Origin of the sequence: Streptosporangium sp. NPDC049078 (assembly GCF_040648855.1) — a bacterium.
GTDB lineage: Bacteria > Actinomycetota > Actinomycetes > Streptosporangiales > Streptosporangiaceae > Streptosporangium.
The window spans coordinates 103,700-124,864 of record NZ_JBEZEL010000018.1 but is presented as its reverse complement, the minus strand read 5'-3'; the positions used below and the strand labels follow the sequence as shown (position 1 = coordinate 124,864).

Below are 21,165 nucleotides of genomic sequence, written 5' to 3'. Positions count from 1 at the left end.
GAGTATTGCTCTATGAGGTTGGTCCAGGTAGCCCTACCCTTACGCCTGCAATGCTGACATTTCGTGCTCTCGGACCGTTCCAGGCGCGTCACGGCGAGACGTCACTCGACCTCGGAGGCCAGCGCCAGATGGCGGTGCTGGCCCGGCTCCTCGTGGCCGGAGGCCGCGCCGTCCCCGTGACCATGCTCATCGACGAGCTGTGGCCCGGCGAGCCTCCCGCCCAGGCCCTGTCGACCATCCAGGGATACGTGTCGCGGTTGCGGCGCGCCCTGGAGCCCGGCCGCGCGCCCCGCGAGGAGGCCGAGGTCCTGGTCTCCGCCCCACCGGGGTACGCGCTGCGCGCCTCGCCGGGCCAGGTGGACGCCTGGAGTTTCGAGAACGCGGTCAAGGCGGGCGGCGCGCCCGCCCAGGTGTGGGAGCGCCTGGAGGCCGCCCTCGCGCTCTGGCGCGGCCCGGCCCTGGCCGAGTTCTCCGACCTGCCCTGGGCCGTGAGCGAGGCCGGCAGGCTGGAGGAACTGCGGCTGATCGCGGTCGAGCGCCGCGCCGACGCGGGACTCCTGCTGGGGCACTCCGGCGCCCTGGTCGCGGACCTGGAGGCACACGCCTCGGCGCACCCGCTGCGTGAGGAGGCCTGGCGGCTGCTCGCACTGGCCCTGTACCGCAACGGCAGGCAGGGGGACGCACTGGGAGCGCTGCGGCGTGCCAGGGTGCTGCTCCGTGACGAGCTCGGCCTCGACCTGGGCGCCCCTCTGCAGCGTCTGGAGTCCGACATGCTGGCCCAGGCCGTCCACCTCGACCCGCCCGCCGAGGCCGTGCGGGCCGCGAAGCCCGCGACGCACACCGTGGAACGGAGACCGGCACCGCCGGGCCTGCGGATCGTCGTGGTGGACGACCAGGCGCTGGTCCGCACCGGCCTGCGTGTGGTGCTCGACAGCGAGCCCGGCTTCGAGCTGGTCGGGGAGGCCGAGAACGGCGAGCAGGCGATCGCGGTCGTCAAGGAGACCTCCCCCGACCTGGTGCTGATGGACATCCAGATGCCCAGGCTGGACGGGCTGACCGCCGCGCGGAGGATCCTGACCGACGAGGCACCGCCGAAGGTCATCATGATGACCACCTTCGGCACGGACGACAACCTCTACGCGGCACTGCGGGCCGGGGTGAGCGGATTCGTCCTCAAGACGTCGGCGCCCGAGCAGCTCATCACCGCGATGCGGGCCGCGCAGGCCGGTGACGCGCTGATCGACCCCGCCGTCACCACCCGCCTGATCGCGGCCTTCGCCGGCCGCACCGATCCGTCGGCGCCGCCCGGCCTCGCCGGTCTCGGTGACGCGGAACTCGACCTGATGAAACTGGTCGCCCGAGGACTGACCAACCGGCAGATCGCGGCGACCCTCGCGGTCCCGGAGGGGTCGGTCTCGCGGTCGGTGGTCAAGCTGCTCGACCACCTCGGACTGTTCGACCGTGCCCAACTCGTCGTCACGGCGTACGAGTCCGGGCTGGTCAACCCCGGCGACGTGGGCAGATAGGGATGCGCCCACGGCCACGCGACCACGACCGGGGCCGGACGCTCGACGGCGCCGACGGTGTGCCCAGACCTGTCGTGGACGCGGTCACCGTGACCGAGGACGCCCCCGCCTGGCCCGCCGTCTCGCCGGTGCGCGCTCTGCTGCGCTCCCCGGCGCGGCTCGCCGCCGTCTCGGCGGCGCTCCTCTCGGTGGGGCTCTCCGTCGTCGGCTTCGTGCTCGGCCTCGACCTGCCGCACGAGTGGCGACCACCGGTGCCCGCCACTCCCGACCTTGCGGCGGGGCTGACGTTCCCCGTGGTGGGCGCGTTCCTGCTGGCACACCGCTCGCGCCCGGTCACGGCGTGGCTGATGTGCGTGGGCGGCCTGATGTGCGCCGTCAACACGTTCTCCGAGGCGGCGATGTTCACCTTCGCCGCGGCGGGCGAGATGGAGTCCGCGGGCTACCTCCGCATGAGCATGGTCACGGGGAAGTCCCTCGGCGGGCTCCTGCTGGCGATCCTGTTACCGCTGTACTCCCCCGACGGGCGGCTGCCCTCGCGGCGGTGGCGGCCGCTGGTGACGGCCGGCGTGGTCGTGTTCGCGACGCAGTTGCTGCTGCACCTCACCCGCCCCGACCCCGACCCCGCGCTCTACCCCTGGCCGCGGGTCATTCCCAGCCCGCTCTCGCTGGACCTCCTCGCCCCGTACAACACGGTGGCGCGCGAGGTGGCCTCCATACTGATCTCGGCTCTCGCGGTCCTCGCACTCGTCTCCATGGTGCTGCGCTTCCGGCGGGCGGGCCCGGAGGTGCGCCGCCAGATCGCCTGGCCGGTCTTCGCGTTCGCCGTCTACGTCGCCTTCCTGCTCGCCGGACCCGACTGGTGGCTGGCCGCGACGATCTGGACCGGGCTCATCCCGGGGGCCATCGTCTTCTCGGTGCTGCGCTACCGGCTCTACGGCATCGACACGGTGGTCAGCCGCGCCTTCGTCGCCGCCGGGCTGATCGCCGCGGTCAGCGCCATGTACGCGGTCGGCGCGGTCGCCGGGCTGGCGCTGTCGGGATACGACCGGATCGGCGGCCTGATCGCGGCTCTGCTCGCCGGGATCGTCTTCCATCCGCTCCGGCACAGGCTCAGGCGCCTCGTCGACCGGCTCATGTACGGCACTCGCGGTGACCCTCGGGCGTTCGCCGCGCTCCTGTCCAGAGAGGTCCGCGAGACCGAGCCCGCCAACGCGCTCGCCGCCGTCGCAGCCGTGATCAAGGACGGGCTGAGCGTCACCGGCGTCACCGTCGAGGTCTACGGGCCCGGCTCCAGGCAGGTCCAGGTCGGCCCGCTCGGCGAGGCGCCGCGCGAGGTGCCGCTGGTCTGGCACGGCGAGCCGGTCGGGCGACTGCTGCTCGGCTCCCCCGGCCCCCGCAGGTTCGCCGCCGCGCACAACGACCGTCTGGTCGCGGTGGCGGTCCCGTACGTCGCCGACGTGGCGCACGCCGTACGGATGACCGCCGACCTGCAGCGTTCCCGGGAACGCATCCTCACCGCCCGGGAGGAGGAGCGCCGCCGCCTGCGCAGGGACCTGCACGACGGGCTCGGCCACGCGCTGACCGAGATGGCCATGTCGATCAACATGGCCAGGATCAGCCTGCGCACCGCTCCCGCCTCGGCGGACAGGCTCCTGCTCGAACTGCGAAGCGGCATGGACGCGGTCAGCCGGGAGATCAGGGAACTGGTGTACGGCCTGCGCCCGCCCACCCTCGACGAACTCGGCCTGGCGGGGGCCGTGCGTGCCCTCGCTCAGGAGGGTGGCCCCCGGGTGGCGGTGGAGATCGAGGGCGACCTGTCGGATCTGCCCGCGGCGGCCGAGGTGGCCGCGTACCGCATCGCGCAGGAAGGGCTCACCAACATCCGCAAGCACGCGGGCGCCAGTTCGGCGGTGATCTCGCTGCGGCGCGGTGAGTCACTCGTGGTCCGTGTCCAGGACGACGGAAGCGGACTGCCCTCGGGACCTCGCTCGGGGGTGGGACTGCTGTCCATGCGCGAGCGGGCCGCCGAACTGGGCGGCACCTGCGTGATCGAGTCGGCGCCCGAGGGCGGAACGGTCGTGGAGGCCGTGCTGCCGATCCCCTCGACTCCGATCGCGGCGGGCCGCGTGTAAACCTTTTCGCCTTCTCGGGGCTCTAACCAGCCGTTGAGTAATTCACCCGAGGAGATCCCCTTGAAGCACTGGGCCCTGGCCACCGGCGTCGCACTCGCCCTGACGGCCGTCGTCACCACTCCCGCCCTCGCCGAGGGCATCGAGGGCTTCGGGGCGGCGGCCGGATCCCTCGGTGAGAACAGAGGGACGGCCGGAGGCATCGGGGCGGTGACCGGCTCCACCGCGAGCACCGGGAACACCGGGAACACCGGGAACACCGACGCCGCCCGATCCACCGGGGGCACCGCGCCCAAGGCGGTCTCGAACGCGACCGCGGCCCCCGTCTCCGGCGGCGTCTACTTCCGCTACGGGGGAAGCGGAGTCGAGGTGCTGACATACCGGGGAGGCCGGAGCAGCGGCGGCCCGACCGCCGGCGCCGGCGCCTTCGCCGGCCAGTTCGCGGTCGCGCCCGACGGCCGGAGGATCGCCTGGATCGACGACAAGAACAGGTTGCGCGTCACATCGGCCAACGGACCCCGCATGGGCACGGTGATCGCCAAGAACGCCGCCTACGGCGGCCCGTGTCTCACTCCCGCCTGGTCCGCCGACGGCAAGCGGATCGCCTATCCGGTGAAGGGCACCGGCGAGGCGATGACGGTGGCCGTGATCGGCCCCGACGGCAGGGGCCGGTTCAACGCCGGGAAGACCTCGGGTCCCTGCCACCTGACCTGGTCGGCCGACGGCAGGACCCTCGCCGGGTACGCGGGCGACACGGACGGCGTCCACCTCCTGGACACCAGGCGGCGGACCTCCAGTCGCGCCCCGGGGGTCAGGCTCGCCAACCACGTGGAGAGCCTGTCACCCGACGGCCGCAGGGTGGTGGTCAACGCCATCGGCGCGAACGCCCCGGGTGGCGACGGCTCCTGGCCCCTGTCGTTCACCCCGTCGATCTACGACACCAGGACCGGCGCGAAGGCCGCCATCCCGGTCAAGGGGCGGCTGCTTGGCGCGCGCTATCTGCGCGACGGGCGTCTGGCGGTCCGCGTCAAGGGCACGTCCGTCAACACGATCGTGGTCCTCTCCCGCTCGGGCAAGGAGATCCAGCGGATGGCCGAGCCCGCCGGGGCGAAGAACCTCGGACTGCTCTGGCTCCTCGGCTGACAGGTCCCCCGCGGCGTCTGCCCCACGACGTCACGAACGACACCCGGATCTCATCGCGTCTTCGCGCCTCACAAGTCGATTAATGCGTACATGCATTAAGAAATCACATTTCCCGGAAATTTGTCACAGGAAATAAAAGCCAGGCAAAATCAGCCTCCTCTTAACTTACTCCGAAAATAAGGAAAAGAGAGCTCGGGTCCTTTGGCCCGATACGGCCGGCCTATATGTTTCCCCCTAGATCATGGCCGTGGGCGGACTCCGCCCACGGCCCGAACAAAGGGGAAAACCATGTACGGCAAGCGGCAGCTGACGGTGATCGGCCCAACGCTTCTCGCGGCACTCGCCCTCGGACCCGTCTCGTTCTCCTACGCCTCGCCCGCACCGGATCCCGAGCAGGCCGTGACGGTGAACACCGCGCAGAACGAGAGCATGACGGACCCGATCACGTCGGCGGAAACATCGGATTCCGCGGACTCGATGGATTCCGGGGAGTCCGCGGAAGACCCGAGCGACTACTGGCGGGGATACCGGAACGGTTACCGGGCCGCCGCACAGGACTGTCGCAGGAGGGGCATGCCGCGGAGCTACGCCGGGCCGCCCAGCGACTACGACAGAGGCTGGCTGGACGGCTACGACGCCGGATACGCCCGCTTCTGCTGGTCGACGAACTGAACGCCGTCACCGACGCACGGCTCTCGACCGTGATCGGGGGGCACCGCCGCGCTCAAGGCGAAGCGAGGCGAGCACGGGCGTGACGGTTCGAGTGATCCCGCGATCTCGGTGACCTTCCTCGTCCCGGTGCGCCCGAGGATCCCATTGACTCCGACGCGATCCGGACGATCCCGGGAAAGACAGGAACGGCCGGTCGCGAAACCCGGTGGAAGGCCTCGCCCGGCGGGTTCGAATGTTCATTGAATGTCGGTGGACGCCGCGGAGTCGCGAACGACCTCGCCGAAAGCCCGCCGGGCGTCGGCGAGGCCGGAGCCGGAGGAACACCGGACGGTCCACGGCGGAGGTCCGCGCTCATCCGCCGGTCACCGAGCAGGGATCACCCAAAGGGCACCTTCTGGGCAGGCCCTCATAGGATGGCCACGTGGCTCAACTCCGTATCGCCCTGGCCCAGACCAATCCCGCTGTCGGCGACCTGGCCGCCAACACCGACAAACTCGTCGAGTGGACCCGCCGCGCCGCAGACCGAGGCGCGCACCTGGTCGTCTTCACCGAGATGTTCCTGACCGGATATCCCGTCGAGGACCTCGTGTTGCGCACCTCGTTCGTGGAGGCGTCGATCGCCGCGATCGAGGGGGCCGCGCGACGACTGGCGGAGGCGGGACTCGGCGAGATCCCCGTGGTGGTCGGCTACGTGGACCGCGCGAAGCTCGCCCCGCGCGTCGGCCAGCCCAAGGGCGCCCCGCTCGACGCGGCCGCGCTGCTGCACCGGGGCCGGGTGGTCGTCAAGACCGCCAAGCACCACCTGCCGAACTACGGCGTCTTCGACGAGTACCGCTACTTCGTCCGCGGCGACCGGCTGCCGATCTTCCGGCTGCACGGTGTCGACGTGGCGATCGCGGTCTGCGAGGACCTCTGGCAGGAGGGCGGCCCCGTCGCGGTGGTGGCCGAGGCCGGAGCCGGGCTGCTGGTGGTACCGAACGCCTCCCCGTACGAGAAGGAGAAGGACGACGTACGCCTGGAGCTGGTGGCCAGGCGCGCCCGCGAGGCCGGATGCGCCCTCGCCTACGTCAACCAGGTCGGCGGCCAGGACGAGCTGGTCTTCGACGGAGACTCACTGGTCGTCTCCGCCTCCGGCGAACTGGTCGCGCGCGCGGCGCGGTTCTCCGAGGAACTGCTGATCACGGACCTGGAGTTGCCCGACGCCAGGTACGGAGGTCTCGGCACCTTCCAGATGGACGCCGAGGACGGCACCGTGATCACGGTGGATCGGCTTGAGCTGTCGGCCCGCCCCGTCGAGCCGTACCAGCCGCAGCCCCCCACGATCGCCGAGCAGCTCGACGACACCGCCGAGGTCTACTCCGCGCTCGTGCTCGCGGTCCGCGACTACGTCACCAAGAACGGCTTCCAGTCGGTGATCCTCGGCCTGTCCGGCGGCATCGACTCGGCGCTCACCGCCACGATCGCCTCCGACGCCGTCGGCCCCGACCGGGTGCACGTGGTGCTGATGCCCTCCCGCTACTCCTCCGACCACTCGGTGAGCGACGCCCAGGAGCTGGTCGACCGGCAGGGGATCAACGCCACGACCGTGCCGATCGCCGAGATCGTGAGCGGCTTCGAGAAGGAGATCGAGCTCACCGGCCTGGCCTCGGAGAACCTCCAGGCCCGGGTGCGCGGCATGATCCTGATGGGCCTGTCCAACGAGCACGGCCATCTCGTCCTCACCACCGGCAACAAGAGCGAGCTGGCCACCGGTTACTCCACCCTCTACGGCGACTCCGCGGGCGGCTTCGCCCCCATCAAGGACGTGCTCAAGACCTTCGTCTGGGAGCTGTCACGCTGGCGCAACGCCCAGGCGGGCCGGTCGGGCGAGTTCCTGCACCCCTTCACGGTGCCGCCGATTCCGGAGAGCTCGATCGAGAAGGAGCCCAGCGCGGAGCTCCGTCCCGACCAGCGCGACACCGACTCCCTGCCGGAGTACGGGATCCTGGACCGGCTGCTGGACGACTACGTCGAAAAGGACATGGGCTCCGCCGAACTCGTCGCCGCAGGGCACGACCCGGCCCTGGTCGCCAGGGTGATCCGCCTGGTCGACCTGGCCGAGTACAAGCGCCGCCAGTATCCTCCGGGTCCGAAGATCACCCCCAAGAACTTCGGCCGCGACCGCCGTCTGCCCATCACCAACCGCTGGCGCGAGCCCACCGTCTGACACCCGGCGCCCTGAGCGGCCGGTGAACGTTCCGGTCCCTCGCCGAGACGCGAGGGCGCGACGCCTCACCTTCGATCACGGAGCACCCCGAACGCGATGAAACCCCGGCGGCGGGCGCCGGGGTTTCATCGCGACACGTGACGCTGTCCGCGCGGGCCCCCGCCCTCGGACAGAGCTCTTACCGGAAAGCTGTACGAAACCCCTCAGGCGCCGAGGCCCGCCAGGAGGTGGTCGACGATCCGTTCGGCCAGGTCGGAGGACCCGGCGGCCTCGCCGCCCCCCTCGGTGCGGACGTACCACATGACGGTGCCGACCAGGTTCGCCATCGCGATGGGGACGTCGAGGTCGGCCCGCAACTCGCCGGTGGCGACGCCGCGCCGCAGCAGGGCGGCGATCGCCGCCCTGCGCGGCTCGATGGTCGCCCGGTGGATGCGTTCCACCAGGCGGGGGTGCCGTTCGGCCTCGTTCATCGCGATGTTCATCACGCAGCGGTTGCGCGCGTCGCACGCGTCGCGCAGCAGCACCCGCGCGTAGACGATGAGATCGTCTCGGACCGAGACGCCCGCGAGCGGAGGCAGCGGCGTCTTGAGGGTCGACAGCGCGTCGACGAGCAGGTCTTCCTTGTTCGACCATCGCCGGTAGATCGTGGTCTTGCCGACTCCCGCGCGGGCGGCGATCGCCTCGATCGACAACTCGGAGAGGCCGATGCTCTCCCCGACCAGGTCGAGGGTCGCGTCGATGATGGCCTTCTCCGCCCTGGCGCTGCGGGGACGGCCCGCGGGGCGGGGCGTCTGAGCTCCGGCTGCCTGAAACTCGTCGGTGGTCGTCATGACGTCTCTACACTACCGCCGGTTCCTTCTCAGGGCTGATCTCGTCGGGAACGGCGGCTCCGGAGGACTTGCCGGGCAGCCACCTGAGCACCACCAGGGCTCCGAGCAGCGCGATGACCGCGGAGACGAGGGCGGTGATGTGCATGCCCTCGATGAAGGCGAGCTTGGCCGGTTCGATGAGCGCCGCGCCTTGGGCGCCGAGGCCCTGGGCCACGCCGAGCGTGCCGGTCAGGGACTCGCCCGCGACGTGCTTGAGCTGGTCGGGCAGACCGGTCAGGGCCGGGGCGATCTGGTCGCGGTAGGTGGCCGAGAGCAGCGAGCCGAGGAGCGCGACGCCGAGCGCGCCGGCCACCTGGCGGACGGTGTTGCTCATGGCCGAGCCGACGCCGGCCTTCTCCCTGGGGAGCGCCTCCATGATCGCGGTGGTCGCCGGGGGCATGATGTTCGCCATCGCCGCCCCTTGGACGAAGAACACGATCTCCAGCAGGACGATCGGGGTGTTCTCGTCCATCAGCGCGTACGAGGCGAGCGCGCCGGCCACGACGACCATGCTGACGGTGGCGCTCAGCTTGCCGCCGAAGCGGGCGGCCATCTGCTGGCTCAGCGGGGCGAAGATCAGCTGCGCGGCGGCGAAGGGGATCATCAGGGCGCCCGCCTGCAGCGCGCTGAAGCCCAGCACGATCTGCAGGTAGAAGACCAGGAAGAACATCGCGCCCATCATCGCGAAGAACACGATGCCGATCATGCCGACCGCGGTGGCGAAGCGCGGGTCACGGAAGTAGCCGACGTCGAAGGCCGGGTGGTCGATGCGACGCTCGTACCAGACGAAGGCGGCGAGCACGAGGATGCCGAGGATCGTCGGGGCGAGCACCTCGGCGCTGGCGATCGTGGCCAGTTCCCCGCCCCGGATGATGCCGTAGGTGACGGCGACGAGGCCGACGATGGAGAGGACCACGCCGACCGGGTCGAGCCTGGAGGGCTTGGGGTCACGCGACTCGGGCACCACCAGGCTGATGAGCACCATGCTGACCAGCACGATCGGCAGGTTGATCAGGAAGACCGAGCCCCACCAGAAGTGCTCGATGAGCAGGCCACCGGTGATCGGGCCGATCGCCACGGCCAGGCCCACCCCGCCGGCCCAGATCCCGATCGCCTTGCCGCGCTCCCTCGGGGGGAAGACGTTGGAGATGATCGCCAGCGTGGCCGGCATGATCGCGGCCCCGCCGACGCCCATGAACGCGCGGGCGACGATCAGCTGCATGGGGTCCTGAGCGTAGGCGCTGGCCAGCGAGGCGAGTCCGAAGAGGACCATGCCGACCATGAGCATGCGCTTGCGTCCGGTGCGATCGCCGATCACCCCGAAGGTGAACAGCAGGCCCGCGAACACGAGCGTGTAGGAGTTGATCGCCCATTCCAGCTGGCTCTGGGTGGCGCCCAGACCTGCCACGGGGTCCGCGATCGTCTTCAGTGCGACGTTGAGGATGGTGTTGTCGATCACGACCGCGAGGAGGCTGAAGACCAGCACCCCAAGGATCTGCCACCGTCGCGGGTGGCCGAGCTGTTGTTCCACGAAAGGCCCCGTATTCGATACGCTTGAGTTTCGAAACACCACCGTAGCGCCAGATTTTACGATACGCAACCGTATCGTTTCGTATTTATCGTGAAATGTCGTGACCTGGGTCAGGCGGCCATCGGGACAGGCTCCTCGACCACGGTCGCGGTGCGCCGCCAGAACGGCAGCGCGACCAGCACCATCACCACACCGACCAGCCCGGCGGCGGCGAAGGCCCAGCCGGGGCCGGAACCGTCGATGATCACGCCCGCGATGGGCGCCGCGGCACCCCCGCCGATCAGCAGCGCCGTGCCGTGCAGGCCCATCGCCTCACCCCGGGCCCCGACGGGCACCCAGCGGCTCACGGTCTCGATCGTGGAGGAGAGCGCGGGGGCGCACAGCACCCCGGCGGGCAGCAGGGCGAGGACCAGCCAGTGCCAGTCGCCGCCGACCAGCCCGACGGGGACGGTGAGGGCGCCCATGGCACCGATCAGGACCAGTGGCGACACCCCTCGGGGCAGCATGCCGTACACGAAACCGCCGATCAGCGAGTAGGCGCACCACAGGCCGATCGCCAGCCCGATCCACGCGGTGTCACCGCCCCGCTGCATCGTCGCGACCAGGGAGAGTTCGGTGGCGGCGAGCACGAAGGTCGCCGCGGCGACCGTGCCGAGCAGACCGAGCATGCCCGGGGTAAGCCATCGGCGCCGGGGGATCCTCCCCTGCGGCCTCCGGAGCTCCTCGTCCGAGCGGACGGGCGGGTTCAGCACGATCAGCGTCGTCCCCGAGACGACCAAGCCGGCCGCGACGATGCCCATGGTGGGCACGCTGCCGAGGAGGGTCACCCCCGCGACCGCCAGGGCGGGACCTGTCATGTAGGAGATTTCAACGATCATGGAGTCGAGGGAGAAGCCCATCCTGCGCTGGTCGACCGGGACCAGCGCCGCGAGACACTGCCTGATCACGCTGAACACCGGGAGGCTGAGCAGGCCCGCGGGCACCGCGGCCGCGAGCAGCAGGGGGAACGGCATCGCCCACGCGGTGGACCAGAAGGCGAGCTGGGCGAGTGTGGTGACCACCAGCACCGGGCGCAGACCATGACTGTCGACGAACCTTCCGGCCAGCGGAGAGCCGACCGCCATCCCCACCGTGCTCGCCATCGTCACCAGACCCGCCGCGGCGAACCCGAGGCCGAGCCCGCTGGGATCGACGACGTGCATCGTGAGCGTGATGGCGATCGCGGTCGAGGGGATGCGGGCGACCATCCCGACCAGCAGCAACGACCGCACGCCCGGAATCGCCAGCAGGCGGCGGTAAGGTTCTAAAGCCATTGTGATTACTTACCTCCGCGAGCATTGTGCCGCACACCCCCGACGCTTCCGCCACTGGATTACCGCACCCTCGAAGGGCACCACACATCACCCCGCCCTTCCTCACGTACGCCGCGCACCACCCGACAACCCCATGAACACACCATCTGTCACGACAAATAACAATCCGTCATGGGATCAAGCGTACGAACGTGTCGTACTCCCCCCATATCTCTCCGGATTACCAGACCGATCGGGGCTGTTGCACCTGTCGTACGCGTGCAATCATCGGAACCGTCCGGGGACGCCACAGGGGCGCCTCGAGACTTCATTGGAGGGTCCCATGTCCTCTTCCGTCCCCAACCGGCCGACCTCCCTCTACGGCGGCCAGGCTGGACGAAGGATCACCGTGCGCGACGTCGCCGCCGCCAAGGAGCGCGGCGAGCGATGGCCGATGGTCACCGCGTACGACGCCATGACCGCCAGGGTCTTCGACGAGGCCGGCATCCCCGTGCTGCTCGTCGGTGACTCGGCCGCCATGGTCGTGTACGGGTACGACTCGACGCTGCCCGTCTCGGTGGACGATCTCATGCCCCTGACGGCGGCCGTGGTCCGCGGCTCCTCCCGGGCGATGGTCGTGGCCGACCTGCCGTTCGGCTCCTACCAGTCCTCTCCTCAGCAGGCCCTGGAGACGGCCGCCCGCTTCATGAAGGAGGCGGGAGCCCACGCCGTCAAGCTTGAGGGCGGGCGGCGGGTGCTCCCCCAGGTCGAGGCCCTGGTCTCGGCCGGCATCCCGGTGATGGCCCACCTGGGTCTGACCCCCCAGTCGGTGAACGCCCTCGGCGGTTACCGCGTACAGGGCCGCGGCCAGTCGGGCGACGAACTGATGGCCGACGCCAAGGACCTGGAGTACGCCGGCGCGTTCTCCGTGGTCCTGGAATGTGTGCCCGCGGACCTGGCCGAGCGGGTCACCGCGTCCCTGTCGATCCCCACGATCGGCATCGGCGCCGGACCCGGCACCGACGCGCAGGTCCTCGTCTGGCAGGACCTGATGGGCCTGACCGCGAGCCCCGCCAAGTTCGTCAAGAAGTACTTCGACCTCGCCCACGAGATGGACAGGGCCGTGCGCAGCTTCGCCGACGAGGTGTCGACCGGCGCCTTCCCCACCGCCGAGCACAGCTACCGCTGACGTCCCCGGGCCCCGCGGCCCGGTGACCGTGTCATCGGGGTCACCCGGGGTCACCCGGGGTCACCGAGCCGCCTCGGCCGTCCCGAGGCGGCTCCTCCGCGTGGTCCACGCGCCGCGTCCGGTGAGTGCGGACGAACGCCTCCCGGCCGAGGTCGGCAGATCCCCGCCGAAGACACCGAAGACACCGAAGACACCACGGTCGGTCGGACGACGAGCCGGACCTCACCGGGAGGCGTTCACCTCCGTCCTCACTGTCAGAACTGTCAGAACTGTCAGACGAGCGTGGCGGGATCGGTGTTGGCGCCGCACACGACGACGGCCACCCGCTCGCCGGGGGCCGGGGTGTAGACGCCGGACAGCAGGGCCGCGTACGCCGCGGCCCCCGCGTGCTCGGCGGCGATCCTGTGGCTCCGCCACAGCTCGCGCCGCGCCTCGACGATGGCCTCGTCGGAGACGAGAAGGCTCCGTACCCCCGCCGCGCTCGTGATCTCGTAGGCGATCTCGCCCGCCCGGCTCGCGCCCAGGGCGTCGGCCCCCACCCCGGAGATCTCGACGCCGACCGGCCCGCCCGCCTCCAGCGCCCGGTGCAGGGTCGGGATGAGCTCGGGCTCGACGGTGATCACGCGGGCGCGGCCACCGAGTGCGACGGTGATCCCGGCGACGAGCCCACCGCCGCCGACCGCGACGATCACCGTGTCGACTCCCCCGGTCTGCTCCAGGACCTCCAGGCCCACCGTGCCCTGTCCCGCGACCACCTCGGCCTGGTCGTAGGCGTGGATGTCCAGGGCACCTGTCTCGGCCGCGCGCTTGACCGACGCCTCGTACGCCTCGGCGTAGACATCGCCGATCTGGGTCACCCTCGCGCCGAGCGCGCGCAGCCCGGCGACCTTCACCGGGCTGGAGACCGTCGGCACGAACACCTCCGCCCGGACGCCGAGGCTGCGTGCCACGTACGCCACCGCCAGACCGTGGTTGCCCCCGCTCGCCGCGATCAGTCCGGCCTCGGGGATCCCTCCGCAGGCCAGAGCGCGGTTGAAGCCTCCCCGCGCCTTGAACGACCCCGAATGCTGCAGCCCTTCCAGCTTCAGGAACAACCCCGGTGACACCTCGACCACCGGCGTGCGCAGGACATGTCCCGCGATGCGCTCGGCGGCCCGTTCCACATCCCCGATGGACACCCTCATACGTGCTCCCTCCCCGGAAACGATCAGGAAGCGGCCCCGTGCCGCGGTGCGGGAGTCACCGATGATCGGGTTTCCCACCGCCTCAGGCAAGAGCCTGCTCGAAGTCGGCCCACAGGTCCTCGACGTGCTCGATGCCGACCGCCACCCGCACGGTACCCTCTCCGATCCCGTGCCGGGCGAGCTCCTCGGCCGTGAGGGAGAGGTGGGAGGTCGTCGCGGGATGCAGGATGAGCGTCTCGACGCCGCCGAGGGACGGGGCGAGCAGGGCCAGCTTCACCGAGCTCATGAACCGCTCCCCCGCATCCCGCCCGCCGACCAGGTCGAAGGAGAAGACTCCCCCGAAGTCGGGCAGGAGCTTGGCCGCCAGCTCGTGGGAGGGGTGGGAGGGCAGTCCCGGCCAGTGCACGACGGAGACGGCGGGGTGGGCGTTCAGGCGGGTGGCCAGCTCGCGGGCGTTGGAGCAGTGGCGCTCCATCCGCAGCGGCAGTGTCTGGATGCCGCGCAGGGTGAGCCAGGCGGCGAACGGGTCCGCGCTGGCGCCCAGCTTGACGTTGAAGGCCCACACCTTGCGGTACAGCTCGTCGGAGGCGAAGACGGCGATCCCGCCGACCACGTCGGTGTGGCCGCTCAGGTACTTGGTGGTGGAGTGCACCACGATGTCGGCGCCGTGCTCGATCGGCCTGCACAGGATCGGGGAGGCGAAGGTGTTGTCGACCACGGAGATCAGCCCGGCCTCGCGGGCCACGGCGCACATGCCCGGCAGGTCGGCGACCTGGGTCACCGGGTTGGCGATGGTCTCCAGATAGACGAGCTTGGTCTCGGGTCTCACGGCCGCGCGCAGCGCCGCCGGGTCGTCCTCGGGCACGTAGGAGACCTCGATCTGGAACCGCCCCACCAGATCGTTGATCATCCCGGCGGTGCCGCCGTAGAGGGCCTTCTGCGCGATCAGGTGGTCGCCGGGCTTCAGCAACCCGAGCAGTACGGAGTTGATGGCGCCCATGCCGGATCCGGTGGCCACGGCGCCGACGCCGCCCTCCAGTCCGGCGACGGCCTCCTCAAGGGAGCGGACCGTCGGATTCGACAGCCGCCCGTAGACGAAGGCTCCGTCCGGGCGGCCCATCCCGTCGGCGAAAACTGCCGGATCGTCGAAGACGAACCCGGAGGTCTGGTAGAGCGGCACCGCGATGGGACGGCTGCCGTTCAGTGAAGGCTGGGGCAGGTGGACGGTACGGGTCTCCGGACGAAAACCAGTCATGCGCCTCTCCGGACGAGAATCAGTCATGTGTCAAGAATGTCCGGCCAACGAGCTACTTGTCAGATCCAATCAGGCAAGATTGGCCCGGTTTGAGGGTCGAATTTCGGCAAACGGCCACCGGACGAAGCCCATGCACCCCGCCCCGTCCCCGGCTCCCGCGACCATGAGCGACCGTCAGATGTCGGTGATGCGCAGACCCGCGTGAGCCTTGTAGCGGCGGTTGATCGAGATGAGGTTCGCGGTCAGCGCCTCGACCTGGTGGGCGTTGCGCAGACGGCCCGCGTACACACCGCGCACCCCGGGGATCCGGCCCGCCAGCGCCTGGACGGTGTCGGTGGCCTCGCGGTCGTCACCCACCACGAGCACGTCCAGGGTGATCTCCTCGACCTCGGGGTCCAGCAGCAGGACCGCCGAGACGTGGTGGAAGGCGGCGACCACGCGGCTGTCGGGCAGGACGGCCGCGGCCTGCTGGGCGGCGCTGCCCTCCTCGACCGGGAGCATGTACGCCCCCTGCTTGTCGAAGCCGAGCGGGTTGACGCAGTCGATGACGATCTTCCCTGCCAGTTCGGAGCGGAGGGACTCCAGCGTGGCACGGTGCCCGTCCCAGGGAGTGGCCACGATCACCACGTCGGCCTCCGCCGCCACGGCCGGGTTGTCCGCGCCACGCACCGAGCCACGCACAGAGCCACGCACAGAGCCGCCGATGCTCTCCGCCACCGCCTGAGCCCGTTCCGCGCTCCGCGAGCCGATCAGCACGGTGTGCCCGGCGAGGGCGAACCGCCGGGCCAGGCCCTTGCCCTGGTCACCGGTTCCGCCCAGGATCCCGATCGAAATCCCGCTCACGTCCGGAATATCAATGCTCACTCAGCGCTCCTCATCGTCCCCCGGCCGCTCAGGACCGGACTCCAGCGACCATATCGCCTGCCCCGATCTTCTCAGGGGCGCGTTTCCAGGATCGGCGCGGGGTCTGTGGGGCACGATGGTGCGATGGACGCCGGGTCGGTGACACTGCTGCGCGAAATCCTCGCCTCGACCGGCTGGGTCGAGCGGACCCGCGAGCTGGGCCTCGCCCTTCGCGCGACGCGCTCCCCCGGCGGGCTGCTGGTGGTCGGTACACCCCAGGAGGAGCCCTGGCACCTGACCGCGCACCTGAGTGACGAGGCGAGGTTCTCCGGACTGCCCCAGCTCGCCCCGACACTGGTCCGCTGGGCGCCCGCCCCCGAAGCGCCCGCGCACCTGCGGGTCGGTCTGGAGCGGATCGAGCGGGCGGGGCGGGGCGAGACGCTGTTCGTGGTGACCGAGGAACGCGCCCCCGAGGCGCTGCTGGAACGGGTGAGCGACGCCCGCAGGACCGGCACGACGATCCTCGCCCTGGACGGCGGCGACCCGGATCTGGCGGGTCTGGCCCACGACGCGCTGACGGTTCCCGAGCGGGCGCCGTTCTCCTTCGACGGGGCCCAGCACCTGGTGAGCATGGCCGCGGGCGAGGTCGGGCGCCGTCCCGGCCTGCGCGACCGCCTGGCGAGGTTACTGGAGCGGATCAGCGGTCCTCAGGTCGCCGACTAGGTCCGCGGCTCGGCGCACCGCGACGGCCACGAGACGGCCCCGCGACGACCACGGTCCGCATCGGCCGGCGGCCTCAGTCGTCCCCGTCCCCGTCCCAGGCGCGGTCGCCCTCCTTCCACTCGTCGTTCCTGTCGGCCGCGGTCTTCAGCGCGGCGCCTGCGGCCTCGCGTGTCGGGTACGGCCCCATCCTGTCCTTGTTCGGGCATCCCTCGTCGGGTTCGACGGCCATGTGCCTCAGGCAGAACCACCATTGATCACTCATGCGGCAATACTGCCCAGTGAGAAGCACAACTAGACTGGGGGACCATGACGACACTGCTCCAGCCCGGGCGGATCTCCCCTATCCGCAAGGTGCCCTCTCACATCCGGCGGCCGGAGTACGTCGGGAAGAAAACCCCGAAGACCGGCGAGCCCGACGTCAAGACCCCCGAGATCATCGAGCGGATGCGGGTCGCGGGCAAGCTGGCGGCCCAGGCGCTCGAAGAGGTCGGCAGGCACGTGGCGCCCGGCGTCACCACCGACGAGCTCGACCGGATCGGTCACGAGTTCCTCTGCGACCGCGGCGCCTATCCCAGCACCCTCGGCTACCGGGGATATCCCAAGTCGCTGTGCACCTCGATCAACGAGGTGATCTGCCACGGCATCCCCGACGACACCGTGCTGCGCGACGGCGACATCGTCAACGTCGACATCACCGCCTTCATCGACGGCGTGCACGGCGACACCGACGCCACCTTCCTCGTCGGCGACGTGGACGAGGAGTCGCGCCTGCTCGTCGAGCGCACCCGCGAGGCCACCAACCGGGCCATCAAGGCCATCGCCCCCGGCCGTCAGCTCAACGTGGCCGGTCGCGTGATCGAGGCCTACGCCAAGCGGTTCGGCTACGGCGTGGTCCGCGACTTCACCGGGCACGGCATCGGCACCACGTTCCACTCGGGCCTGATCGTCCCCCACTACGACGACCCGTCACTCGCGGTCACGCTGGAGCCGGGCATGACGTTCACGATCGAGCCCATGCTCACGCTCGGCACCATCGACTACGAGATCTGGCCCGACGGCTGGACCGCCGTCACCAAGGACCGCATGCGGACCGCCCAGTTCGAGCACACCATCCTGGTGACCGAGACCGGCCATGAGATCCTGACACTCCCCTGAGGCTCGGCCCGCTCCACGACCGCGTCTCAGGCTTGAAGGCCCCTGGGAGCCTCCGGCCTGGAGCGACGCCCCCTGGGGCGGCGCCTCCGTCGGGGATCCGCCCGCTCGGTGTCCCGGTCAGTCCTGGCGGGGCACCACTCCGGTGACGGTGGTCCCCTCGCCGGGAACGCCGTTGACACCGAGCGTGCCGCCTAACTGCTCGAAACGGGTGCGCATCGCGGTGATGCCCCGGCCCCCGGCCTCTCCGAAGAAGCCGACACCGTTGTCACTCACCGTCATGCGCAGGCCGCCGCGCCCGGAGGTGACGGCGACGGAGACGACGCGGGCCCGGCTGTGCCGCTCGGCGTTGGCCAGTGCCTCCCCAAGCGCGGCCAGTACGGCTCTCGCGACCCCGGGCGGAACGCCCTGGGCGGGCAGCGCCCAGATCTCGACGGCGATCCCGGTGCGCTCGGCCCACTCTGTGAGTTGCTCTTCGAGCGCTTGGGCGAGGCTTCGGCTTCGGCCCTCGCGTACGCGCACTTCCTCGGACACTGCTCAACCTTCCTGATGCACATTGCAGCCCCCGGCCCCCCGACCGGATATGTGGATGGGCGTGGCGCGCGATGACGAAGCGCCGCACCCGCTGCGGTGAGCACGAGCCCCCTGAAAACACAGGCTACCGGGAGGTGTCCTTAAGGGGGCTCGAAGATAGAAGGCCGTAGCTGTCCGGCTACTCCGCGCCGTCTCGCCTGTTGAGTTTGGCCAGGTAGTCATTGTACGCGTCGAGCTGGGCATCGCCACTGCCACCGTCTCTGGCCGCGACGGCGTCGGCACGGCGGTCGGCGCGCCGGGCCCCGCGATCGTCGTGGCGCCACCACTGGTAGGCGAGCGCGATGAGCACGATGAGGGTCGGGATCTCGCCGAACGCCCAGGCGATGGCGCCGCCGGTCTGCTGGTCCTCGATCGCGGACGCGCCCCAGGTCCGGCCGAGCTGGTCGTACCAGTCGGAGGCGAGCACGGTGCTCATGCTCATCAGCGCGATGCCGAAGAACGCGTGGAACGGCATGGTCACGAACAGCAGGATGAGCCGGGCCACGTGCGGCAGCCGGTAGGGGGCCGGATCGACACCGATGATCACCCAGAAGAACAGGGTCCCGCTGAGCAGGAAGTGCACCGTCATCACGATGTGACCGAGGTGCTCCTCCATCGCGGCGGCGAACAGCGGTGTGAAGTACAGCGCGTAGGTGGAGACGATGAAGATCGCGGTGGCGATCGCCGGATGGGCGATGAAGCGGACGAACCTGCTGTGCAGAATCGTCGTCAGCCACTCCCGCGGCCCCCGGTCGCCCCTGCGGGCGGCGGGCTTGAGCGCGCGCAGGGCGAGGGTGACGGGCGCACCGAGCACGAGGAAGATCGGCACCAGCATGGAGAGCGTCATGTGCTCGGCCATGTGCGCGCTGAACAGCACCTTGGCGTAGCGGGCGACACCGCTCTGGGTGGCGATCAGCAGGATCAGCACACCGGTGAACCAGGCGGCCGTACGCCCCTTGGACCAGGCGTCACCGCGCCGGGTGAGCCGTACGACACCGGCGAGGTAGAGACCGGCGAGCAGGGCGATGATCGTGCCGGAGAACAGGTCGAACCACCACAGCGAGGCCAGGTTGGCGAGCGAGATCTCCGGCGGCATGGTGTAGCCGAGCACCTCGAAGGCCCTGTCGACGGGCAGGATCGCCGGGGGCGGTGCGGTGCGGGACAGCGCGACGGCGAGGCCGACGGCCGCGAACATGACGACGATCTCGCCTCCGGCGAAGCGGAGGAACGTGCCGGATCCGCCCGCCGCGAGCAACGGCAGGGTCCGGGTGCGGTGCCACCAGCCGACGGCGCCGAGCAGTGCGAACGCGGCCGTCTTGGCGAGCAGCAGCAGACCGTAGGCGGAGGTGAACAGCTCGGAGATCGCGCTGAGCCTGGCCAGGACGCTGAACAGGCCGGACAGTCCCACCCCGACGAAGCACCACAGCGCGAGGGACGAGAAGCGTGCGGCGGCGATCTCCAGGTGCGGCTGACGGCGCAGCGCGTGCGCGCAGAGCACGCCGAGGCCGCCCACCCAGAGGGCGAGGACGACCAGGTGGACTGCGACGCCGGTGGTGGCCAGATCGTGGTTGGGCGAGGAGGCGGAGTGGCCGGTCAGGGCGGGCGGGAGCATGGTGGCCAGGGCGAGGACCAGCAGGCCGCCGGCCGCGCCGGCGGTGATCGCCCCACGGGCGAAGAGCGCGATCGCGACCGAGAACAGCACGACCAGGGTGAGCGCGATGCCCTGGGAGACCTGGCTGGCGAAGCTGGAGAGCTCGTCGCCGCCGAGCACGTCGGCCACCGGCAGCCCGAGCGCCTCCGAGAGGCTGAACACCATCGTGGCCGCGGCGGCCCCGGCCCAGACGAGGGCGATCCAGGAGGCGGCCTTGACGTAGCCGAGGGCGGGTTTGCCCAGCAGGCCCTTGTCGTTGGGAAGCAGGAACGCGGCGGCCAGGAGCGTGCCGACGGTGAGCACGCCCGCCGCGTCCATCGTCAGCTTCGCCAGCGGCAGGCCCCAGCGGGTGAAGGAACCCTGGTCGGGCAGGCCGGGAATGATGCGCGGGCTCGCGGCACCTCCCGCGATCATGGCGATCACCAGGGCGGCGACGGCCGCCGCCGCGCCCGCCAGGGCGAGCTTCACGACCCGGCCGTTCGCCGGCGCCTCGGCCTGTGCCGCCTGCGCGGCCCGCGCGGTTTTGCTCATGTCTTCTTCCTGCCGCGCATGCTGAGGAACAGGCCGATGCCGATGCCGGTCAGGCCTCCGACGACGATCCACATCCAGCCGGGGACGCCTCCCGAGGAGCCGGGTTCCTCGGACTGCCCGGCTGCGGCGGCCGGGCTGAGCGTGGCGACCGGCGTGCTCTCGGCGACCGTGCTCTCCGCGCTCTCCGCGGGTTCCGGGCTCGCCGAGGACGGCGACGGGGACGGCTCCGCGGAACCGAGCAGGGTGAAGGGGATCTCCCCCTCGATCGGGTGGCCGTCGGAGGACACGACGCGGTAGGCGATGACGTACGCGCCGGGAGGTAGATCCCCCTTGACCTTCTGGGTCACCACGGGGCCGTCGGCGACGGGCTTGCCGTCCTGGTACGTCTCGTCGCCGGAGCGCACGACGACGTTCGGGAAGCGCACCGAGGCACTGAACGTCAGCTTCACCTCCTCCAGGCTCTCGACCTTCGCGCCCTTGGCCGGATCACTGCTCTTGAGCCGGTCATGGGCGAGGGCGGGCGAGGCGAAGGCCGTGCCGAGAACGAGGGCGGCGAGAAGCGCGAGGGCGACCGCGACAGGGGAAGTCTTCATGGCAACCACAAGGCTACCGACGAGACCGCGCGGTCTCGACCCCCCTGTCCGATCCGCGACCGCGCGGGTCGCCCTCACCGTCTCGATCTACAGGCCGACGCGG

The 21,165-nt window shown here is 70.6% G+C and carries 18 protein-coding genes; 8 read left to right on the top strand and 10 right to left on the bottom strand.

Features of this window, described 5'->3' with window-relative positions; translation table 11 throughout:
- Window positions 1-50 precede the first annotated feature (50 nt).
- The 5 genes from AB0B90_RS29140 (at window position 51) to AB0B90_RS29120 (ending at window position 7,676) form a co-directional block, all read left to right on the top strand.
- A complete protein-coding gene (locus AB0B90_RS29140) occupies window positions 51-1,526 on the top strand; it encodes a BTAD domain-containing putative transcriptional regulator (RefSeq protein ID WP_350947419.1) in 1,476 nt (491 codons plus the stop codon).
- 2 nt (window positions 1,527-1,528) lie between these two features.
- On the top strand, window positions 1,529-3,658 hold the full coding sequence (locus AB0B90_RS29135) for a sensor histidine kinase (protein WP_362925812.1): 2,130 nt from the start codon (window positions 1,529-1,531) through the stop codon (window positions 3,656-3,658).
- A 60-nt stretch (window positions 3,659-3,718) separates the two neighbouring features.
- The gene (locus tag AB0B90_RS29130; protein WP_362925811.1) at window positions 3,719-4,798 is read left to right on the top strand and encodes a hypothetical protein; all 1,080 of its coding nucleotides are present in this window, start codon (window positions 3,719-3,721) and stop codon (window positions 4,796-4,798) included.
- Window positions 4,799-5,086: 288 nt separating this feature from the next.
- Complete coding sequence (locus tag AB0B90_RS29125) at window positions 5,087-5,470, top strand: hypothetical protein (RefSeq protein WP_350947416.1); 384 nt, start codon at window positions 5,087-5,089, stop codon at window positions 5,468-5,470.
- Window positions 5,471-5,891: 421 nt separating this feature from the next.
- The gene (locus AB0B90_RS29120; protein ID WP_350947415.1) at window positions 5,892-7,676 is read left to right on the top strand and encodes an NAD+ synthase; all 1,785 of its coding nucleotides are present in this window, start codon (window positions 5,892-5,894) and stop codon (window positions 7,674-7,676) included.
- 203 nt (window positions 7,677-7,879) lie between these two features.
- Here AB0B90_RS29120 and AB0B90_RS29115 read toward each other — a convergent pair whose 3' ends face one another.
- From AB0B90_RS29115 to AB0B90_RS29105, 3 genes are all read right to left on the bottom strand, one after another.
- The gene (locus AB0B90_RS29115) at window positions 7,880-8,506 is read right to left on the bottom strand and encodes a TetR/AcrR family transcriptional regulator (RefSeq protein WP_350947414.1); all 627 of its coding nucleotides are present in this window, start codon (window positions 8,504-8,506) and stop codon (window positions 7,880-7,882) included.
- 7 nt (window positions 8,507-8,513) lie between these two features.
- Window positions 8,514-10,076, bottom strand: coding sequence for an MFS transporter (locus tag AB0B90_RS29110; protein ID WP_350947413.1), 1,563 nt, complete (start codon window positions 10,074-10,076; stop codon window positions 8,514-8,516).
- 110 nt (window positions 10,077-10,186) lie between these two features.
- The gene (locus tag AB0B90_RS29105) at window positions 10,187-11,389 is read right to left on the bottom strand and encodes an MFS transporter (RefSeq protein WP_362895771.1); all 1,203 of its coding nucleotides are present in this window, start codon (window positions 11,387-11,389) and stop codon (window positions 10,187-10,189) included.
- A 322-nt stretch (window positions 11,390-11,711) separates the two neighbouring features.
- Between AB0B90_RS29105 and panB the strand changes: the two genes are divergently transcribed.
- Window positions 11,712-12,557 carry a 3-methyl-2-oxobutanoate hydroxymethyltransferase gene (panB, locus tag AB0B90_RS29100; protein WP_350947411.1) on the top strand — a complete coding sequence of 282 codons (846 nt, stop codon included), beginning with the start codon at window positions 11,712-11,714 and terminating at the stop codon, window positions 12,555-12,557.
- Window positions 12,558-12,829: 272 nt separating this feature from the next.
- Here panB and AB0B90_RS29095 read toward each other — a convergent pair whose 3' ends face one another.
- The 3 genes from AB0B90_RS29095 to npdG form a co-directional block, all read right to left on the bottom strand.
- Window positions 12,830-13,741 carry a threonine/serine dehydratase gene (locus AB0B90_RS29095; RefSeq protein WP_362925810.1) on the bottom strand — a complete coding sequence of 304 codons (912 nt, stop codon included), beginning with the start codon at window positions 13,739-13,741 and terminating at the stop codon, window positions 12,830-12,832.
- 82 nt (window positions 13,742-13,823) lie between these two features.
- Window positions 13,824-14,996: an aminotransferase class I/II-fold pyridoxal phosphate-dependent enzyme gene (locus AB0B90_RS29090; protein ID WP_362925809.1), complete on the bottom strand. Its 1,173-nt coding sequence runs from the start codon at window positions 14,994-14,996 to the stop codon at window positions 13,824-13,826.
- A gap of 174 nt (window positions 14,997-15,170) precedes the next feature.
- Window positions 15,171-15,860, bottom strand: a complete 690-nt coding sequence (gene npdG / locus AB0B90_RS29085; protein ID WP_350947408.1) for an NADPH-dependent F420 reductase — start codon at window positions 15,858-15,860, stop codon at window positions 15,171-15,173.
- Window positions 15,861-15,983: 123 nt separating this feature from the next.
- Between npdG and AB0B90_RS29080 the strand changes: the two genes are divergently transcribed.
- Window positions 15,984-16,562, top strand: coding sequence for a hypothetical protein (locus AB0B90_RS29080; RefSeq protein WP_350947407.1), 579 nt, complete (start codon window positions 15,984-15,986; stop codon window positions 16,560-16,562).
- Window positions 16,563-16,635: 73 nt separating this feature from the next.
- On the opposite strand, the gene AB0B90_RS29075 is transcribed toward AB0B90_RS29080, so the two are convergent.
- Window positions 16,636-16,824 carry a hypothetical protein gene (locus AB0B90_RS29075; RefSeq protein WP_362925808.1) on the bottom strand — a complete coding sequence of 63 codons (189 nt, stop codon included), beginning with the start codon at window positions 16,822-16,824 and terminating at the stop codon, window positions 16,636-16,638.
- Between the two features lie 44 nt (window positions 16,825-16,868).
- On the opposite strand from AB0B90_RS29075, the gene map reads away from it, so the two are divergent.
- A complete protein-coding gene (map, locus tag AB0B90_RS29070; RefSeq protein ID WP_350947405.1) occupies window positions 16,869-17,717 on the top strand; it encodes a type I methionyl aminopeptidase in 849 nt (282 codons plus the stop codon).
- A gap of 117 nt (window positions 17,718-17,834) precedes the next feature.
- On the opposite strand, the gene AB0B90_RS29065 is transcribed toward map, so the two are convergent.
- From AB0B90_RS29065 to AB0B90_RS29055, 3 genes are all read right to left on the bottom strand, one after another.
- Entirely contained in the window at window positions 17,835-18,248 is a 414-nt protein-coding gene (locus AB0B90_RS29065; protein WP_350947404.1) for an ATP-binding protein, read from the bottom strand.
- Window positions 18,249-18,426: 178 nt separating this feature from the next.
- Window positions 18,427-20,469, bottom strand: a complete 2,043-nt coding sequence (locus tag AB0B90_RS29060) for a cytochrome c oxidase assembly protein (RefSeq protein ID WP_362925807.1) — start codon at window positions 20,467-20,469, stop codon at window positions 18,427-18,429.
- A complete protein-coding gene (locus tag AB0B90_RS29055; protein ID WP_362925806.1) occupies window positions 20,466-21,062 on the bottom strand; it encodes a copper resistance CopC family protein in 597 nt (198 codons plus the stop codon). The genes AB0B90_RS29060 and AB0B90_RS29055 overlap by 4 nt, the downstream gene beginning before the upstream one ends.
- Between the last annotated feature and the right edge of the window lie 103 nt (window positions 21,063-21,165).

Bases quoted from the DNA above. Each gene is read 5' to 3' on its own strand.
- AB0B90_RS29140 (WP_350947419.1), top strand. From the start codon at position 51: ATGCTGACATTTCGTGCTCTCGGACCGTTCCAGGCGCGTCACGGCGAG.
- AB0B90_RS29135 (WP_362925812.1), top strand. From the start codon at position 1,529: ATGCGCCCACGGCCACGCGACCACGACCGGGGCCGGACGCTCGACGGC.
- AB0B90_RS29125 (WP_350947416.1), top strand. From the start codon at position 5,087: ATGTACGGCAAGCGGCAGCTGACGGTGATCGGCCCAACGCTTCTCGCG.
- AB0B90_RS29115 (WP_350947414.1), bottom strand. From the start codon at position 8,506: ATGACGACCACCGACGAGTTTCAGGCAGCCGGAGCTCAGACGCCCCGC.
- AB0B90_RS29105 (WP_362895771.1), bottom strand. From the start codon at position 11,389: ATGGCTTTAGAACCTTACCGCCGCCTGCTGGCGATTCCGGGCGTGCGG.
- panB (WP_350947411.1), top strand. From the start codon at position 11,712: ATGTCCTCTTCCGTCCCCAACCGGCCGACCTCCCTCTACGGCGGCCAG.
- AB0B90_RS29095 (WP_362925810.1), bottom strand. From the start codon at position 13,741: ATGAGGGTGTCCATCGGGGATGTGGAACGGGCCGCCGAGCGCATCGCG.
- AB0B90_RS29090 (WP_362925809.1), bottom strand. From the start codon at position 14,996: ATGACTGGTTTTCGTCCGGAGACCCGTACCGTCCACCTGCCCCAGCCT.
- AB0B90_RS29080 (WP_350947407.1), top strand. From the start codon at position 15,984: ATGGACGCCGGGTCGGTGACACTGCTGCGCGAAATCCTCGCCTCGACC.
- AB0B90_RS29075 (WP_362925808.1), bottom strand. From the start codon at position 16,824: ATGAGTGATCAATGGTGGTTCTGCCTGAGGCACATGGCCGTCGAACCC.
- map (WP_350947405.1), top strand. From the start codon at position 16,869: ATGACGACACTGCTCCAGCCCGGGCGGATCTCCCCTATCCGCAAGGTG.
- AB0B90_RS29060 (WP_362925807.1), bottom strand. From the start codon at position 20,469: ATGAGCAAAACCGCGCGGGCCGCGCAGGCGGCACAGGCCGAGGCGCCG.
- AB0B90_RS29055 (WP_362925806.1), bottom strand. From the start codon at position 21,062: ATGAAGACTTCCCCTGTCGCGGTCGCCCTCGCGCTTCTCGCCGCCCTC.